The sequence below is a fragment of the Vibrio sp. D401a genome (assembly GCF_030248515.1).
In the GTDB taxonomy this organism is placed as follows: domain Bacteria; phylum Pseudomonadota; class Gammaproteobacteria; order Enterobacterales; family Vibrionaceae; genus Vibrio; species Vibrio rotiferianus.
This window is the reverse complement of the sequence record NZ_JAHGAI010000024.1, coordinates 114,859-130,946: the sequence shown is the minus strand read 5'-3', so window position 1 is coordinate 130,946 and position 16,088 is coordinate 114,859. Positions and strand designations below refer to the sequence as shown.

General features: G+C 45.1%; 19 protein-coding genes. 6 read left to right on the top strand and 13 right to left on the bottom strand.

Features of this window, described 5'->3' with window-relative positions; translation table 11 throughout:
- Positions 1-31: 31 nt before the first annotated feature.
- The 3 genes from KIV41_RS12160 to pcp form a co-directional block, all read right to left on the bottom strand.
- Complete coding sequence (locus tag KIV41_RS12160; protein WP_038884441.1) at positions 32-1,018, bottom strand: GTP-binding protein; 987 nt, start codon at positions 1,016-1,018, stop codon at positions 32-34.
- Between the two features lie 64 nt (positions 1,019-1,082).
- Positions 1,083-1,346, bottom strand: a complete 264-nt coding sequence (locus tag KIV41_RS12155; protein ID WP_285336527.1) for a hypothetical protein — start codon at positions 1,344-1,346, stop codon at positions 1,083-1,085.
- A gap of 178 nt (positions 1,347-1,524) precedes the next feature.
- Entirely contained in the window at positions 1,525-2,163 is a 639-nt protein-coding gene (gene pcp, locus KIV41_RS12150) for a pyroglutamyl-peptidase I (RefSeq protein ID WP_010451405.1), read from the bottom strand.
- A gap of 259 nt (positions 2,164-2,422) precedes the next feature.
- Here pcp and KIV41_RS12145 point away from each other — a divergent pair, with 259 nt between their 5' ends.
- A complete protein-coding gene (locus KIV41_RS12145) occupies positions 2,423-2,671 on the top strand; it encodes a hypothetical protein (RefSeq protein WP_010451403.1) in 249 nt (82 codons plus the stop codon).
- A gap of 424 nt (positions 2,672-3,095) precedes the next feature.
- Here the strand turns inward: KIV41_RS12145 and KIV41_RS12140 are convergent, their stop codons facing one another.
- The 5 genes from KIV41_RS12140 to KIV41_RS12120 form a co-directional block, all read right to left on the bottom strand.
- Entirely contained in the window at positions 3,096-3,857 is a 762-nt protein-coding gene (locus KIV41_RS12140) for a DUF2076 family protein (protein ID WP_071234310.1), read from the bottom strand.
- A 180-nt stretch (positions 3,858-4,037) separates the two neighbouring features.
- A complete protein-coding gene (locus tag KIV41_RS12135) occupies positions 4,038-4,169 on the bottom strand; it encodes a putative quorum-sensing-regulated virulence factor (protein ID WP_373417606.1) in 132 nt (43 codons plus the stop codon).
- Positions 4,170-4,236: 67 nt separating this feature from the next.
- The gene (locus KIV41_RS12130; RefSeq protein ID WP_285336524.1) at positions 4,237-4,479 is read right to left on the bottom strand and encodes a hypothetical protein; all 243 of its coding nucleotides are present in this window, start codon (positions 4,477-4,479) and stop codon (positions 4,237-4,239) included.
- Positions 4,480-4,517: 38 nt separating this feature from the next.
- The gene (locus tag KIV41_RS12125) at positions 4,518-4,733 is read right to left on the bottom strand and encodes a DUF3820 family protein (protein ID WP_005433583.1); all 216 of its coding nucleotides are present in this window, start codon (positions 4,731-4,733) and stop codon (positions 4,518-4,520) included.
- A gap of 3 nt (positions 4,734-4,736) precedes the next feature.
- Positions 4,737-5,435 (bottom strand): DUF3313 domain-containing protein, encoded by a 699-nt coding sequence (locus KIV41_RS12120; RefSeq protein WP_285336523.1) that lies wholly within the window; start codon positions 5,433-5,435, stop codon positions 4,737-4,739.
- 161 nt (positions 5,436-5,596) lie between these two features.
- On the opposite strand from KIV41_RS12120, the gene KIV41_RS12115 reads away from it, so the two are divergent.
- Positions 5,597-5,905, top strand: a complete 309-nt coding sequence (locus KIV41_RS12115; RefSeq protein ID WP_017188880.1) for a cysteine-rich CWC family protein — start codon at positions 5,597-5,599, stop codon at positions 5,903-5,905.
- Positions 5,906-5,964: 59 nt separating this feature from the next.
- On the opposite strand, the gene KIV41_RS12110 is transcribed toward KIV41_RS12115, so the two are convergent.
- A complete protein-coding gene (locus tag KIV41_RS12110) occupies positions 5,965-6,309 on the bottom strand; it encodes a HopJ type III effector protein (RefSeq protein ID WP_285336519.1) in 345 nt (114 codons plus the stop codon).
- 524 nt (positions 6,310-6,833) lie between these two features.
- Here KIV41_RS12110 and KIV41_RS12105 point away from each other — a divergent pair.
- Positions 6,834-8,603 (top strand): choice-of-anchor I family protein, encoded by a 1,770-nt coding sequence (locus tag KIV41_RS12105; protein WP_285336517.1) that lies wholly within the window; start codon positions 6,834-6,836, stop codon positions 8,601-8,603.
- 95 nt (positions 8,604-8,698) lie between these two features.
- Here the strand turns inward: KIV41_RS12105 and KIV41_RS12100 are convergent, their stop codons facing one another.
- Both KIV41_RS12100 and phhA read right to left on the bottom strand, forming a co-directional pair.
- Complete coding sequence (locus KIV41_RS12100) at positions 8,699-9,037, bottom strand: 4a-hydroxytetrahydrobiopterin dehydratase (RefSeq protein WP_005433587.1); 339 nt, start codon at positions 9,035-9,037, stop codon at positions 8,699-8,701.
- Positions 9,027-9,821, bottom strand: coding sequence for a phenylalanine 4-monooxygenase (phhA, locus tag KIV41_RS12095; protein ID WP_285336514.1), 795 nt, complete (start codon positions 9,819-9,821; stop codon positions 9,027-9,029). Before phhA ends, KIV41_RS12100 begins: the two co-directional genes overlap by 11 nt.
- 221 nt (positions 9,822-10,042) lie before the next feature.
- Here phhA and KIV41_RS12090 point away from each other — a divergent pair, with 221 nt between their 5' ends.
- Complete coding sequence (locus KIV41_RS12090; protein WP_285336512.1) at positions 10,043-12,013, top strand: acetoacetate--CoA ligase; 1,971 nt, start codon at positions 10,043-10,045, stop codon at positions 12,011-12,013.
- Between the two features lie 63 nt (positions 12,014-12,076).
- Here KIV41_RS12090 and KIV41_RS12085 read toward each other — a convergent pair whose 3' ends face one another.
- Positions 12,077-12,775, bottom strand: a complete 699-nt coding sequence (locus KIV41_RS12085) for a class I SAM-dependent methyltransferase (protein WP_285336510.1) — start codon at positions 12,773-12,775, stop codon at positions 12,077-12,079.
- A 49-nt stretch (positions 12,776-12,824) separates the two neighbouring features.
- Here KIV41_RS12085 and KIV41_RS12080 point away from each other — a divergent pair, with 49 nt between their 5' ends.
- Both KIV41_RS12080 and KIV41_RS12075 read left to right on the top strand, forming a co-directional pair.
- Positions 12,825-13,703, top strand: a complete 879-nt coding sequence (locus KIV41_RS12080; RefSeq protein ID WP_010451387.1) for a LysR family transcriptional regulator — start codon at positions 12,825-12,827, stop codon at positions 13,701-13,703.
- Between the two features lie 175 nt (positions 13,704-13,878).
- The gene (locus KIV41_RS12075) at positions 13,879-14,772 is read left to right on the top strand and encodes a cation diffusion facilitator family transporter (RefSeq protein WP_010451386.1); all 894 of its coding nucleotides are present in this window, start codon (positions 13,879-13,881) and stop codon (positions 14,770-14,772) included.
- Positions 14,773-15,735: 963 nt separating this feature from the next.
- Here the strand turns inward: KIV41_RS12075 and KIV41_RS12070 are convergent.
- The gene (locus KIV41_RS12070; RefSeq protein ID WP_252042999.1) at positions 15,736-16,068 is read right to left on the bottom strand and encodes a hypothetical protein; all 333 of its coding nucleotides are present in this window, start codon (positions 16,066-16,068) and stop codon (positions 15,736-15,738) included.
- Positions 16,069-16,088 lie beyond the last annotated feature (20 nt).

Below are 16,088 nucleotides of genomic sequence, written 5' to 3'. Positions count from 1 at the left end.
ACTTTTTTACTAAGCACCAACCTATGCGTTATTAATCAGCAATTCCGCAGAGTTTTAGCAGGATCGCTTCTAACTGATCCCAAGGCATCAATTGCGAGTCAATGACCTCTAGACGTGATTCGAAACCCTCTAGACTCATTTGGTTAACGGATACAACGCCATTTGCTACATTAAACGCGTAACAACCTTGATCTGTGTTCATCACCGCTTTCACACGTTCAGCCGTTAGTTCAGATAGCATTGAGAACAGTTGGTCGAAATTGAACGTGTATTCTGCGCCAAACAACCAACCACAACTAAAGTACCCCTGCCCTTTGTTCTCTTTACGGATAAAGGCTTCACCAGGAGGCAATTGGAATTGTGGCTCTTGATGTGCATGGTCATGGTGATGAGCTTCAATGTGGGAAGATGCACTACCGTGCACGCGTTCGATGTCCAACACTTCAATCGGTAAGTCACCATCGTGAATCAGCTTACTGAACACTTTTGAAGGCGTTTGGTCGGTTACCCAATTGTTGAATACGTCAATGTCATGACTGGTACACAGATCGACCTTGCTACCGATGACCACATCTGCGCTATCTAATTGATCAACAAAGTTCTTATTTGATAGGTACTTTTCGTCACTTAAATTACGCGGATCCACAAGCGCGATAGTTGCTTTAAGGTCAACGTATGGCAAGTATTGCTCAGAAGTCAGTGTGGCTATGACTTGCTTGGGGTGGCCTAACCCCGTTGGCTCAATAAGAAGGCGATCTGGATTTTGACGCAGCAAAGCCGTGATACCAACAGACATAGGGACACCTGCCGTACAGCACATGCAGCCGCCCGGTACTTCTTTGATCAGCGCTCCTTGGTCGGTCATCATCGCGCCATCGATACCTATCTCACCAAACTCATTCACTAACACAGCCCAGTTTTCGTTTTCTGGTTTGTTTTTCAGTAAGTTCAGAATGGTCGTGGTTTTACCGACGCCAAGAAATCCCGTCAGTATGTTAGTAGGTACTCGATGTGACATGCTTTTCTCCGACAAGCTTGTGCTTTAAATGCTTTGCCAAAGTATACGGAGAATGTAACTTGCTTCAACGCTTTTTATCGCGGGAATCTAAGCCTTTATGTAATGCTTTCGCCTTTGTTCGCTGCGAGCGTTCGTAATAGCCAAACGTATCTGCATTTCCCACACCAGAAAGATGCATGCTGGTATGAATGACGCAAGTAAAAAACGCGCCAATAGCGATAAGGATAGGAAGCAGTCCAAGGGTGTTTTCGAATTTTAGGGCAGCAATAGCCAAAACGAAAACAACCGCAGAGGAAAGCGCAATGATCTTACTTCTATTGCTTTTCATGAAAGTTCGCCTTTTTTATTGAATGGGACACCAACCAGAATGAGAGTCAACTCCTCTACTTGATGAATTAATGCTACTCCTTTCATAACGAACATAATTTGAGCGACTTAACAGATACAAAAACACCGAGCATGTCTTCGCTCGGTGTTTGCTTAAATACTCAAGTTAACTCTGTTTGTTAGCAGATTTGGCCAGCAGTGACGGCAATATCAGCTTCATTATCAATAGCGGCTTGAGCCAATAGCTTGAGCCCCTCAACAATAACGCCTAGTGACATGGTAGGCTGATTTCCTGACGCATCTTGCTCAGGTAAAAGTGGGATATGAACAAACCCATGACGAATGGATTTATCACGTAAGTAATGCTGAACACCATAAAAGAGGTGATTACAGACAAATGTCCCTGCGGTATTCGAAACTTGGCATGGGATGTTTGCGTGTTGAAGAGCACTAGTCATCGCTTTAATCGGCAATGTAGTAAAATACGCATCTGGACCACTAGAAACAATGGGCTGATCGATTGGTTGATGACCACCATTATCGGGAATACGAAAATCATCGATATTAATCGCTACACGTTCTGGCGTAATCGCTGCGCGTCCTGCCGCTTGCCCTACTGTAATCACAATATCTGGTTGGTGTTGCTCAATAGCACTAATCACAGTATCGATGGATTCGTAACGCGTTACAGGCACTTGGCAAACAACAATTTCCCCACCATTGAGTTTTTTCCCGTCGAGTCGTTTTACCGACTCCAAAGCGGGATTGATGGATTCACCACCAAACGGTTCGAAACCTGTAATTAGTACTTTCTTCATTGGGCTGTTCCCTTTAATGGTAAAACTCTGAGATTAGTACTCGAATTTACAACAACTTAGCATCACAAAGCCAAGTTTTATTATGTTGCAGATATGACCAGCCCAAGATCACGACGCCCAATTGCCGACAAATATGAGATACGCTCCTCTTTACCCCGCGACCTCGGCTATTACAATCAAATCGTTGCTTGGTTTCTCACTACAACTTAGGTAGAGTACGCGCCAATAGAGTATCTACAATTCGAAGAGATTGAAGACAATGAATATTGATAATCACGTTATCGAAACATTGGAAGAGCTAGAAGCTTTCCTACACCTAGTTGAAAGTGGTGCGCTAGGCCTTGAAGGCGTCGCAGGCGTAGCACTAGCGACAAACAACACAGATGGCCGCCCATTTGTAGCGGTACTAGATGACAAGCATCAACTAGTTCTTGGCCGTTGGGTTTCTCAACATGTTTACGAACACGGTAAAGACATCGTTCGTCACGGCCCTCAACGTCGACATTAATCCAGAACTTCAATTGACAGAAAACTCGCTTACATAGCGAGTTTTTTTGTGCCTTTCGTCAGAACACTTCGCCGATTCCTACGAAGTCCGATTGCTTCCTAAGCTATTGTTCAAAAATAAAAAATAAGCTTGTCGGCATGATGTAGAGTCGTGACATTTCGCTGACAAAACAGCGTTAGAAATTCCTAAAATTTATTCCGGAGACGATTCAACTATTCGTTTCCAGACACCATCAAAGAACAGAGTTCCTAGCTGTTCTTTTTGCCTCGCCTAGTCCGCTTGACAGCCTTGGACTAAGCGGGGCTTTTTTACGTATATGGGTATACAAGACTAGATACAAAAAACCGCTGACTAAGCAGCGATTATTTGAGTATTTGGTTACTATTAATTAGTGGTTTAACGACGCTGTCTCAGCTTTCATGATTCAGAACAAGCTATCATCATCACCAAAGTCGATCTCATCGCCACCAAAAAAGCTACTCCCCCCACCAAAGCTATCAGCATCATTATTTGTGAGCGTATCATCATTAAACGCGTTACCATCATCAAGACCTGACGATTGAAAAGCCGAATTATCATCAAAACCTGAATTTTGGCTCCAACCTCCACCTGTGTAATCCTGCGTATAACCATCGGTGCCATCCAGAAAGCCCCCACTGTTATCTGCTGTATCAGTTGGTTGACTAGAGGTATTCTGTGAGGGATCTATTTGGGAGTCTGCGCTTTCTTCAGGCTGCTCAATGATGGTGTTGTTGGTAACATCTTCCACCATCGGTGAACTATGCTCACCGCCAAATAAAAGATGACTTAATGCACTTCCCGCAACCATCCCAGTGGCAACACCGGCAGCTGTTTGCATGAAGCCGCCAAAGGCACTAGGACGGTAAGCAGGCTGAGGTGGCAACGGTGGTGTGCTGGCCCTGCCAAACATACGGTTCAGGCTACCTCTGTTAGATTCTTGTTTATAAAAATCTGCATTGCGTTGCAAATACTCGTTACGTTCTTTTAGATCTTTGAGTGCAACTTCTTGCGCCAGAGCGACTTGTGTAAGACGATAAACAATGTCGGATTGAGATGCGATCTGCTCTTGGATTAGCTGAGCGGCTGCGGCATCTTTTGCGTTGCTTTGATTAACACGCATTTTATCAGCCAATTTTTGAATAAGTTCTTGTTCTTGTGGGGTCATAAATATCCTCGCATAGCGACGAGAAATAAAATTACAGATCCGCACAATACGCCGATTACCTGATGCCGATAGCAAGACAAACTTATATTGCAAATTTCCACTATCGTGTGTAGGTCTGTCAGCAAACAAATTGGCTTGCTTCGACTCTCTAATAAGTTAGAGGGATGGTGGTTTCTGTCTCTAATATCGTAGGAAAGGGGCGTACTTAAACGGCTTCATAACCGAATCTAACCCCTTCATTTTTAGGGCCAAGCAGTGTTGTAAAACGTGTCCAAAGTCCACATTGGGGAAACCTTTATTGTGGTAACTCACGAATGGACAAAATGGTGACAGCAGGAGCTAACTAATTGATGTAAAAAGCCCCAGCCCCATTCACTTACTACTTAGGCTGGTGACCAGTCTTCTTTGCAAACTTTTGCATCGCCTCAGCAAACGTTGTTGTGCCGCCTTTGGCTTGAACCTGAATCACCTTGTACCCCATCTTTTCCAACGCTCGGCGTTCTGCCAAAACAGCTTTGTCGTTTTGTTGGCTACCTTGCGCAGGCTGATGGAGGTAACACCCTTCTAGCTGGCCATCTTCAACCAGTTGGTGGTGTTTCAGTGCATTGATATCAAAATTCATGTTCATTCTTTTATTTAATGGGGAGTTGCTGTAGCAGGTTACATGCGCTTTAAAGGCTTAACAACACTGTCTAAGCCTTCAATTTTTAGCGCGAGGCAGAGCTTTAGCAGTTCGCCTAACTCCCCTTCTGGAAAACCTTTTTTATCGAACCAGAGTAGGTATTCTTCTGGAAGATCAATAAGTACACGCCCAGCGTATTTCCCAAACGGCATTTGCATTCGAGCGAGTTTGATAAGGTTTTCTTTTTCTAACATATACTACGGGGTCTGCTGGGATACATCTTGGCTAAGAGTAACACCCAAGCGATCGACCCACCAGTTAATTGCATCTTTGGCGTCGTCTAAAGAATCAATCATGGTAGAGAAGTCTTTGTTCCCTGCTTGGCGATCAATTGCAGCAAACAGCGGTGTATCACTTTCTGAGTCACTCACAAGTAACTCCACTGTCGCGGAACCTACATTGGTGTGCTCACCTGTCGTGATTTTTGATATGGTAGAAATCCCCAAGCCAACTGGCAGAATGCTTGAGGTGACAGCAAGGACGGGATTTGGTGTTTCCACATTACTAACGGCAATACTCAAACGAAGTGTTTTTCCACCGGGTTGGTCGACAATCTTTTTGACGGGTGAGATGCGCGCTTTTAGCTGTTCGACCATGTATGTCGTCAATTCATTGATTTCTTCATCATCGAGCTCAGATTCTTGAACCACGACCATCACTCGATCAATCACTACGCTGTCGTATTCATCCATTTTCTCTTTCAAACGAGTAGCATCGCGCAAGCCTACTCTCGCCCAAACGAGATCGACCCCACCCTCTGGACCTGGACGAAAATCTTCATAACTGGTGAATTTCGTCGCACTGACGACAGGGCCACCAGCGCATCCGCTCAAGACAAAAACCAGAGATACAACTACCGTTGTCTTAAACAAGCGCTCAACCAATAACTTAAACATACCAACTCCTCAAACTTTGAATATACAGTTTATCATCCCATATAAAATTGACCAGTATTTATTCACCTAATGGGTATTTTGCTGAATCAAGGATTGAGCTTCCCGCTACACAATTTCATGTTAAAGTACGCCGCTTACTGGAAAGCATAACGAGAAAACTAATGAAGTCACCTTGCCGCGCAGCCTGTAAAAATAACGGCGGAATCTGTTCTGGCTGTCACCGAACTATGGAAGAAATCGTGCAGTGGAAAGATAAGTCTGATGCTCAACGAGACGCGATCATCGAGCAATTGGTTGGAAATGATTCAACCCATTCATGCCCTGAGTGTGGCACGAACGCGCACTGCGATATTGCTGCGGGGAAAGAGACGTGCTGGTGCTTTGATATTGAGACTAGAGACCTACCCAAGCCAGAAGCGGGACAGCTTTGTTTGTGTCGTAAATGTTTGGAGAAAAAGCCAGTCGCCTAACCTATCGAACTAGGACATAACGGACTGGCTATCATTGAAATGAAGGTAAGTTCTGCGAACTATTTCTGCGCTAACGCTTGGGATTCAAACTTCACGCCATCCCAGCCTGTCACCATAAAGTTACGAATGTTTTGATGGTCGTTGTTCTCTGGGTGCGCCAATACATCTTCACGGTAGAAACGACCAAAACACGCCAACGTTGCCTCTTTGCTTAGGTTATTCAGTTGACCAAAAGCGAAGATCTTGCATGAACCGTTGTTCTCACCTGCATTATTCTGGGTTTCACCATTCACAAAGGCCGCTGGCGTAAACTCGTAGTTCGCTTCAATTGCTGCCATTACCGTTTCAAATTCTACTGTCTCTGGTGATGCCGATAGCGCATCCAAAAATTGTTTTAGTTCCATTATTTCTAGTTCCTAGTGTCTTTTCATCTTAAGTGTTCGACATACGTTCAGATTAAAACTGACACATTTGTTTCATCAAAAGCCAATATAAGGGTCATAAATCATACATATATTCAGAGCCTTATTTAGGGGTTGTTGACCTTTCGAGCTGATTTTTGCAGCGAATTGTTGGACATTTATACAAGGCAGAGACTTTGCTATGTAGCTAGCCTACATGAGAAGTCGATAACGCGGTAGAAATGACCAACAAACGCTGCCCGGAGGGTTCGGGCTAGGCGCCCCCGCAAAATCGTTTCATGCTTTGTTAAGGAGTATTTGCTTAGAACGACTAGGCGACACACTCCTTGCCTCGCCTAAAACGATTTTGACTAGGCGTCCCCATCCGAACAAAATTTAACCGCGAAAGATCAACAGCCCCTCATAACACTTCAATCAATGCGCTATTCTTCACTGTGTTGGTGAATGAATAGATATCTAATTTAGGTGCATTGAGCAACATTGTATCTGCTTAATAAGGAAATATCATGACCACCCCATTTAAGGCAATAGGCGTATTGGCATTATCTTCACTTGCCATCGCATGTTCATCTCAACCTGACGATTCTCTCTCTGCGTTTGCAGCCCAATGTAAAGCATCGGTAGCACCTATTACTGGGGAGACATCCATCCAAGGTTTGACCTTTATGGGAACGTCTATCGCTGACGCACCATTCGATACATCGGCAGCAGAAATCGTTCAATATGATGCGTGTACTGACAAGCTTTACGTGATCAACGCTCAAGCAAAGCGTGTCGATGTGCTTTCTATGGATGACAACGGCGCACCAACGCAAACTGCATTCATCGATCTCAGCAGCGCAGGCGAAGCGGCAGGCGTTGAAATTGGCGCGGCAAACAGCGTTGCAGTCTTTAATGGTTTAGTCGCTGTAGCGATTGAAAACAGTAATAAACAGGCGAATGGCATTGTTGGCTTGTACCGCTCGGATGATTTGTCGCTTATCACCACCTTCCCTACTGGTGCATTGCCAGACATGGTTGGCTTCTCAAAAGATGGCAGATACATTGCGACAGCAAACGAAGGTGAGCCAAATGGTGACTACAGTGTCGATCCAGAGGGCAGCATCACATTGATCGATTTGAGCCAAGGCGTAAACCAAGCAGAAGTCACGCAGATTGGTTTCAATGAGTTTAATGGTGCACGTAAGTCTGAGTTGCCTGCTGACGTTCGAATCTCAGGTCCAAATGCCACGGTGGCGCAGGATCTAGAGCCGGAATACCTCACTTTTGCAGACAACGGCAAAATCTACGTTGCACTGCAAGAGAACAATGCAATGGCAATCATAAACCCAGAAAGCAAATCGGTAGAGAAGATTGTGGGTCTGGGCGAGAAATCTTGGTCGGACTCAAAACTGGATGCTTCGAACAAAGACAAAATCATTGGCAACTTTAAGAGCTACCCTCAACTGGTTGGTCTGTACATGCCAGATACCCTCGACAGTTACTCGGTAGATGGTAAAACTTACATCCTCTCTGCCAACGAAGGTGACGGTCGTGAGTATGGCTTCAAAACAACACAAGCTCTATGTGACCAAGCGGGCTTCAAGTGGGATGAAGACGATTACCTCGGTACAGATGAATATACTTCTGAGCAAGGCACCTGTTTAAGCCATGTTGATGAGGTGCGCGGTAAGAAGCTGAAAGTCGCAGCAGATCACCCGCTGGCAGAGGCGCTAAAAGATAACAAGCAACTCGCGCGTCTAAAAGTGATTAAGCCTGAACAAACGCTTTCTGCGCAAGACAATGTTCAAGCGTATGGTGCCCGTTCATTCTCTATTTGGGATGAAAACGGTGAGTTGGTTTTCGATAGTGGTGACGATTTCGCGACCATCGCATTAATGAATGAAGGTAAGAACTTCAACAGCACCAACGATAGCAATGACAGTGGCGATGACCGCAGTGACGACAAAGGCATTGAGCCAGAGGCAATTGAAGTAGCACAAATCAATGGTCGCCATTACGCGTTCATCGGCTTGGAGCGTCAAGGCGGTATCATGATTTATGACATCACAGACCCGAAGCAAGCGCAGTTCCTGCATTACGTAAACCGTCGTGATTACAGCCAACCCGTTTGTACAGAAGTGGAAGATGGCGAATGCGCGAACGACACTTACAATCCGAAAGCAGGTGATTTGGCGCCAGAGTCAATCAACTACTTTGCTCGTAACGGGCAACACTTTATCGCAGTGGGTAATGAAGTGTCAGGTACGACATCTGTGTTTCGAATTGAGCTTTAATACCCACTCTTCAAGAGAACAAAATTAAAAGTAAAGCGCCCGAACTTAAGTCCGGGCGCTTTTTGTTTATAACAAGTGAACATAGTCACTCAGCTCTATTCTTCAATAGCCAATGCGTCGCACTTCGAAGCACAGATAAAGTCGTTCTTATGCAGACCTTTAATAGAATGGCTCCACCAAGTGATGGTCACTTTGCCCCACTCCAGCAAGATAGATGGGTGATGGAATTCATCTTCTGCAAGCTCGGCAATCTTGTTGCTAAACGCCCACGCTTGTTTGAAGTTTTTAAACTTGTAGACCTTCTCAAGTTGAGGAATCTCATCTCTCTCAATGATCTGCCAATCAGACAATTGCAGCAGCAGAGACTGTTGTTCCTCTTTACTAAGTGCAATGGCATCGATACTACAAGCTTCGCATTTTTGTTCATTCAACATGAGCAGGTTCCTTTGGTTCAAAAAGTGGTGGAAGCAATCCGGCTTCAATCGCTAGATCGGCTTGTTTCAATAAATTCAGTTGGCTAATTTGGAAAAGCTGGGACAAGTCTTCAATCACGTAGTATTTCGGCTGCATGATATCGATGCGGTAAGGGGTTCTTAGCACAGTTTGAAGATCGAATTCGCCTCTAATCGCGATGTCGCTTTCCAATGAATAGATGGTTTCTCCCGGAGATGAAAGGATACCGCCACCGTAGATTTTGGTTTGATTACCTTCTCGGACCAAGCCGAACTCGACTGTAAACCAATATAGACGCGCAAGGTACCCTCGCTGCTTCGGTGTCGCAGCTTGTCCAAGCTGTCCGTAGTGCTCGGTAAAAGCGGCAAAATCAGGATTGGTGAGCATGGCGCAATGACCAAAAATCTCATGGAAGAAATCCGGCTCTTGTAGGTAATCAAACTCTTCTCGCGTTCTCAAAAACGTCGCGACTGGGAAGCGTTTGTTGCCAAGCAGATTGAAGAAACGATCAAAGTCGATCAACGCTGGCACTGGCTCCACTTGCCAGCCGGTGGTTTCCATCAAAACACGATTGATTTCGGGCAGTTGTGGCACGCGGTCCTGAGGTAAATCAAGCAGCTTAAGTCCATGCAGATACGCGTCGCATGCACGGTCTTGAATCACGTTCATTTGTCTGGTTACCAAGTCGCGCCAAATGGCATCCTCTTCATGGCTCCATTCTACCCTTCCATCCTGATCGACGGGTTTTGAATGATACTGAGTCATTGCACATCTCCGTTAACAAATCCTTTACATTAAGCCTATCTACACTCTTTTCACCTTCCAATCCCCTGACCATTTTTCAATCAAAATTTAGGTGTAACATTTTCTTTACATCAACACTTAACACCCTGATATAACTGGAAAGCTATATTAACCCGTTGGTTTGACTTTGTTGAAGGTTCACTTCAGACTGAAAACGTTAAAACTTTGTTATAGAGGGAGCTATGCGCGAGAGCAACAGAGTCTGGCAGCCGACGGAAGATCGAATCGAGCAAGCCAATATCACGCAGTTTATCGAACACATTAATCGACAGGGTTTCGAGCTCAAAAACTACTCGGATTTGCACCAATGGTCTTTGGAGCACAACGAGCATTTTTGGAAAGAGGTTTGGCAGTTTTGTGACTTGATTGGAACGCAAGGAAATACAATCAAAACGCAAGGTGAGAGCCGCTGGCAATCGCCTATGTCAAACCGTGATACCGTGTGGTTCCCTCAAGCACAAGTTAACTATGCAGAGAATCTACTCAGCTTGGCAGAGAAACAAGCCGATGAGCTGGCAATTTGGTTCGAAAATGAACGCGGTGATAAACAGACCTACACATGGAAAGAGCTGTGTGATGAGGTCTCGAGCGTTCAGCAATGGTTAGTAGAGTGCGGCATCAAGCAAGGTGATGTGGTTGCAGGCTATTTACCGCATATGCCACAAACCGTTACTGCAATGCTAGCCACCACCAGCTTAGGCGCGACTTGGACGTCTACCTCCCCTGATTTTGGCGTGGAAAGCGTTATTGAGCGCTTCGGACAAGTGAAGCCAAAAGTCCTGTTCACCTGCGATGGTTATACCTTCAATGACAAAACCTTCGATATGTCGGAGAAGAACCATCATATCGCGGATCACCTTGATGGACTCAAACAAGTGTGTCAGATCGGTTACCTCAAACCTCATTCGCTTGAATGTGACGTTTGTACTCACGATTGGCAAAACGTCATAAATCAATACTCCCCTGCTCCGCTTCATTACACTCGCGTTGAATTCAATAGCCCGTTGTTCGTGCTTTATTCCTCCGGCACGACAGGCAAGCCTAAGTGCATTGTCCATTCGGTTGGCGGCACGATTATCAATCACCTAAAAGAGCACCAACTTCATTCAGATATTCAGCCTAAAGATCGTGTTTTTTACTACACAACTTGTGGCTGGATGATGTGGAACTGGCACGTGTCTGCCCTTGCAAGCGGCGCATGTTTGGTGATCTTTGATGGTAGCCCGGTTCATCCAACGCCTGATGTTTTGTGGGATTTAGCACAGCGAGCCGAGGTGTGTCTCTTTGGCACTGCCGCCAAGTATCTAGAAGCGATAGAAAAAGCCGGACTGTCACCCATCAAAGATTACTCACTCCCTAATTTAAGAACACTCTGCGCTACTGGATCTGTGCTTTACCCAGAACAGTTTGATTACGTGTATCAACACATCAAGCAAGACCTCCATTTGGCTTCCATCTCAGGCGGCACAGACATCTGTGGTTGCTTTGTATTAGGCAACCCTATCTCGCCTGTTTATCGTGGTGAGTGCCAGTACGCTGGCTTGGGCATTGATGTTCAAGTGTTCGACTCACAGGGTCAAAGCGTGAATGAACAGCGCGGTGAGTTAGTCTGCACCAATTCCATGCCTAACTTCCCTGTCGGCTTTTGGGACGATTCAGGCGAGCGTTACCACAATGCCTATTGGGACAAGTTCGATAATATCTGGCACCACGGTGATGATGTAGAACGAAGCGCCAAAGGTGGGCTCATTTTCTATGGTCGCAGCGATGCATTGTTGAACCCTGGCGGTGTGCGCATCGGTACTGCGGAAATTTATCAGCAAGTGAATGCTCTTGAAGGCATCGTAGATTCTATCGCTGTAGGTAAAGAGGTCGATCGAAACGAACAAATTTGGCTATTTGTGCAGACCGCTTCTGGTGTCACTTTAGATGACGGATTAGTTGCCGAAATTAAATCACGACTCAAAACGTCCTGCTCGCCAAGGCATGTACCAAGCCGAGTATTCTCCATCAGTGACATTCCTAAAACACGTTCAGGTAAACTGGTGGAACTTGCCGTCAAACAAGTCATTAATGGTAAGGAAGTCGAGAACTTAGGTGCGATTTCGAACCCAGAAGTCCTGGAAGAAATTCGACAACTCACGTTTGTCTAGCAAATCAAAGTAAACAAAAAAGCGAGCTAAATAGCTCGCTTTTCTTATGTTCTTTGTCGGGGATTAACGGCGACCTACACCCATTAATACTGACATTGTGTGGCCGTCTGATGTAATTTCGAAGACCTTCTTCGTTTCTACCTCAGTAAAGCCTGCTTTGATAAGAGCGCTCTCTGACTTCGCTAGCGTGAAACCTTCTTTTGCTGAATCCGCGATCCAGTCAAAATGCACGAAGTGACCACCAGCGTTTAGCAACGAGTGAGCAATCTCAAGAGACGTTTCGTAGTCATCGATAAATGCCAGCACTGAAGAAGCAACGACTAAGTCAAACTGACCACGGAATGCTGGGTGCTGAGCGACTAAACCACGAGTCAATGCATCAACAATTGGCTCTACATTATCTAGCTCTTTCTTATCAAGCTCTTCAATCATGGCTTCCGATGCATCTAGCGCCACGATCTCTTTTGCGGATGGTGACAACAGTTGGCTTAACTGTCCTGTCCCACATCCAAAATCCAATACTTTAATGCCATCAAGCTGAGTAAGCTGTTGTAACTGTGCAAACACCGACTGAGCAAATTGTTCTGTTGCTGGGTTAGATTCCCAATTCTTTGCTAAGCCGTCCCAATCTTGTGCCATCGTGGCCTCCATGTTCACTTCTTGTAACCCCCATAGATTACCGCAAAAACGCCAAAACACCATAGACTTATCTGGCGAATCCGTGTTTTTTTCGATAATCTTTCTAAGCGTTAGTTCGCGCATTCATCTACGTTATCGATTATTATCATTTTAGTTTAGGTCTTTTTTAATCATGAACTTAACTCAAGTCGAAGCTTTTTGTACCATCGCCGAATATGGCTCCGTATCGGAGGCCGCGCGTCAACTCGACTGCAACCGTACTAAGCTCAGTATGGCGATAAAAGCCTTAGAGAAAGACCTAGACGTTGAACTGTTCAACCGAACTGGCAACCAACTCAACCTATCTGAAGCCGGTAAAGCTATCTATAAAGATTGTGAGAGCTTGCTCGTTACCGCACAACGCATCAAGAAAACTTGTGCCCAAGTCTCAGATGGTTTCAACGCTGAAGTTTGGGTTGCCCGAGATGACTCCCTACCTGATGACTTGTGGCAAGAGCTATCTCATACGCTTAATAACCGCTTCCCTTCAACGACATTCAACTTGATTCTAGCGTCCAGTGGTGACTTAGCCAACTTAGTGAGTACCCAACAAGTCGACTTTGCGTTTGGAGTCGATTATGAACGCGTTGATGACCCACATATCGTTTATAACCCGCTGGGTAAAATTCGCATGATGTCGGTGTGCAGCTTCGATCACCGTTTAAGCAAAATGCGTCGTGTAACCGATGAAGACCTACGTAACCAAATGCAAGCTCTGATGGTGTATTTGAACGAGAAAGACAACCCTGAGCTGCAACCCTTTTCTACTCGATATATTGGTTTTTCAAGTTTTGACTATATGCTCAACACCATTTTGGAAGAAGACGCATGGGGCGTTTTACCCGAGCCGTTGATCCGACATTACTTGCGACATCAGAAGCTTGCGGTGATCAAACATACGTATGGTTTGAAGCAAGAAGACTACTGTATGTTTGTTCCAAATGGCCAAACAGAACACCCAGCAATGAGTTGGCTGGCTGATAAATTAAGCGAGTATTTATTCGACTTCTAAACGTTTCACAGTGAGCGTCAATATTATTGACAGCACAAAATCAACCTAAGTCATTGAAAAACAAGAATCAACCATCAGTAGCACACTTTATCGTTTAAATGTCACACAGTTTCTATTTGCTTAAATTCACTCAGAAGAGAAGAATATAAAGGTGTAAAAATTATAGGCATCTTTTATGTGTGACAGGACAAGCAAAAACGAAAACCGTATCTTAATCTTCTCAGCCCTTTTAGCTTCTGGGTTTGCAGTAGGAGGAATGGTACTTGGCTTGCTTGTTGGGTCGATCGTCATTGTATTTGACGGTGTATATTCTCTCGTCAGCCTGCTGTTAACTTTATTGTCACTGGCAGCTTCGTACTACATCAGCAAGCCATCAAAATCTATTTTTCCTTTTGGCAAAGCGATACTAGAACCAATCGTTATCGCGATTAAAGCAGCTGTAATTTTAGTCGTGGTCGCCTTCTCATTGTTTTCAGCAGTAGCGGCCTTAACATCTGGCGGTCGCGAGGTTGACGCTTCAATTGCCACTATCTTCGGTGCAATCAACGTAATTGGTTGTGGCTATGCATGGTGGTTTATGGCGAAGAAAAGCCGTCGCTTCTCTTCAGGTCTGATCGAAGCTGAGAAAAAACAATGGCAAATGGATACACTTCTAAGTGTTGCTGTCACCGTCGGTTTCATCGCTGCGTGGTTAGTATCTCTAACGCCATATGCACATTACGCGGTCTATGCAGACCCAATGATGATGGTATTGATGGGCTTCTATTTCCTTAAAGTACCATTTGATATGCTGGTTGGCGCATTACGTGAACTGCTAATGATGGCACCAAGCAAAGAGCTTTGTCATAGTGTTGGGAACGACGTACTTGAAATTGAAAAAGTCACAGATCACCAATTGAAACTGGCTGGTGTGACAAAGGTAGGTCAAGAGTTACGAGTGAATGTAGACGTTCACATTGATGACGATACTCTAGAGCTGGATACGCTAGAGCACACTCGTAAGCAGCTTACTAAGCGACTATCGAAGCACAGATTCAAGCTTCAATTGCAGTTAAATGTTGCTTGCTAAAACGCCACAGAAAAACATTCGAACTCAAAATAAAAGCTCCCACTTTCGGGAGCTTTTTGTTTATTCGGTTGGTGCACTCGCAACCCCCTCCAACTCCCCCTTTTATTGGCTTGAGTTGCACCGCATTTGAACACAGCGTTCAAGGGGGAGAGCTGTTCTTTGCTAACTTAAGATCCCCGTTATTCTGCAAGTCTTTTGAATGCTAACGGTAAGTATTGGATTGTTCTCGGATGCAGGACCAGTCCCTCCCCTTTAACTCGGAGCGTTGAGAGCATAGATGCCTAATACAAGGGGAGGTTAGGAGGGATTGGTACATTGAACAGGGACTTTGACTTGCACATTCGCCCCCACTCCAACTCCCCTTTTTATTGACTTGAGTTGCACCGCATTTGAATACAGCGTTCAAGGGGGAGAGCTATTCTTTGCTAACTTCAGCTCACCGTTCTTCTACTGATCCGGCGAATGCTAACAATGAGCACTGAATTATTCTCAAATGCAGGACCAGTCCCTCCCCTTTGGCTCAGAGTGTTGAGAGCTTAGATGCCTAATACAAGGGGAGGTTAGGAGGGGTTGGTACATTGAACTGTGGCTTGTGCACTTGCAACCCCCTCCAACTCCCCCTTTTCTTAACTAGCGTTGCTTCGCATTTGAATACGGCGTTCAAGGGGGAGAGCTATTCTTTGCTGACTTCAGCTCACCGTTCTTCTACTGATCCGGCGAATGCTAACAATGAGCACTGAATTATTCTCAAATGCAGGGCCCGTCCCTCCCCTTTAACTCGGAGTGTTGAGAGCTTGGATGCCTAATACAAGGGGAGGTTAGGAGGGGTTGGTACATTGAACTGTGATTTTTAGACTCTCAGCCCCTCAATCTCACCTAAACCATTGTGGCGTTACAAACAAAAGTTACTTCAACCCCAAATACCAAGCGTTGCGAATCTGACATAAACGCTTTGCTAGCACTTTATTCGATAACCCAATTTGCTGCACCTACACCATCTTCACTAAAATATAAGTTAATTGGGTATGTCTTCTCACAGCCGTTGACCACCCAGATCTCACGCCAATATCTTGAGCCGATCTCTCCTTGAGGTAGCGCCTTAACGTATGGCAGGAAATTTTCTGGACTTTCACACCCCCTAGTCGCTACCTCTGCGACAACACCAACCATAGCATCCTGGATCAATTTTTGATTCGACAAGCTTCCTTCTTGTATTGCTCCTTCAGGTAGGGCTGAATCAGCGACTACAGGATGGGCAAAAAGCATAAATAGGCCTGCGATAGTTTTGAGTTTCATAGATATTTCCTTTTAAGTAC

What these genes read in the sequence shown, in the direction of transcription:
- KIV41_RS12160 (WP_038884441.1), bottom strand. Translation starts at nt 1,018, where the DNA reads ATGTCACATCGAGTACCTACTAACATACTGACGGGATTTCTTGGCGTC.
- KIV41_RS12155 (WP_285336527.1), bottom strand. Translation starts at nt 1,346, where the DNA reads ATGAAAAGCAATAGAAGTAAGATCATTGCGCTTTCCTCTGCGGTTGTT.
- pcp (WP_010451405.1), bottom strand. Translation starts at nt 2,163, where the DNA reads ATGAAGAAAGTACTAATTACAGGTTTCGAACCGTTTGGTGGTGAATCC.
- KIV41_RS12145 (WP_010451403.1), top strand. Translation starts at nt 2,423, where the DNA reads ATGAATATTGATAATCACGTTATCGAAACATTGGAAGAGCTAGAAGCT.
- KIV41_RS12140 (WP_071234310.1), bottom strand. Translation starts at nt 3,857, where the DNA reads ATGACCCCACAAGAACAAGAACTTATTCAAAAATTGGCTGATAAAATG.
- KIV41_RS12130 (WP_285336524.1), bottom strand. Translation starts at nt 4,479, where the DNA reads ATGAATTTTGATATCAATGCACTGAAACACCACCAACTGGTTGAAGAT.
- KIV41_RS12125 (WP_005433583.1), bottom strand. Translation starts at nt 4,733, where the DNA reads ATGTTAGAAAAAGAAAACCTTATCAAACTCGCTCGAATGCAAATGCCG.
- KIV41_RS12120 (WP_285336523.1), bottom strand. Translation starts at nt 5,435, where the DNA reads ATGTTTAAGTTATTGGTTGAGCGCTTGTTTAAGACAACGGTAGTTGTA.
- KIV41_RS12115 (WP_017188880.1), top strand. Translation starts at nt 5,597, where the DNA reads ATGAAGTCACCTTGCCGCGCAGCCTGTAAAAATAACGGCGGAATCTGT.
- KIV41_RS12110 (WP_285336519.1), bottom strand. Translation starts at nt 6,309, where the DNA reads ATGGAACTAAAACAATTTTTGGATGCGCTATCGGCATCACCAGAGACA.
- KIV41_RS12105 (WP_285336517.1), top strand. Translation starts at nt 6,834, where the DNA reads ATGACCACCCCATTTAAGGCAATAGGCGTATTGGCATTATCTTCACTT.
- KIV41_RS12100 (WP_005433587.1), bottom strand. Translation starts at nt 9,037, where the DNA reads ATGTTGAATGAACAAAAATGCGAAGCTTGTAGTATCGATGCCATTGCA.
- phhA (WP_285336514.1), bottom strand. Translation starts at nt 9,821, where the DNA reads ATGACTCAGTATCATTCAAAACCCGTCGATCAGGATGGAAGGGTAGAA.
- KIV41_RS12090 (WP_285336512.1), top strand. Translation starts at nt 10,043, where the DNA reads ATGCGCGAGAGCAACAGAGTCTGGCAGCCGACGGAAGATCGAATCGAG.
- KIV41_RS12085 (WP_285336510.1), bottom strand. Translation starts at nt 12,775, where the DNA reads ATGCGCGAACTAACGCTTAGAAAGATTATCGAAAAAAACACGGATTCG.
- KIV41_RS12080 (WP_010451387.1), top strand. Translation starts at nt 12,825, where the DNA reads ATGAACTTAACTCAAGTCGAAGCTTTTTGTACCATCGCCGAATATGGC.
- KIV41_RS12075 (WP_010451386.1), top strand. Translation starts at nt 13,879, where the DNA reads ATGTGTGACAGGACAAGCAAAAACGAAAACCGTATCTTAATCTTCTCA.
- KIV41_RS12070 (WP_252042999.1), bottom strand. Translation starts at nt 16,068, where the DNA reads ATGAAACTCAAAACTATCGCAGGCCTATTTATGCTTTTTGCCCATCCT.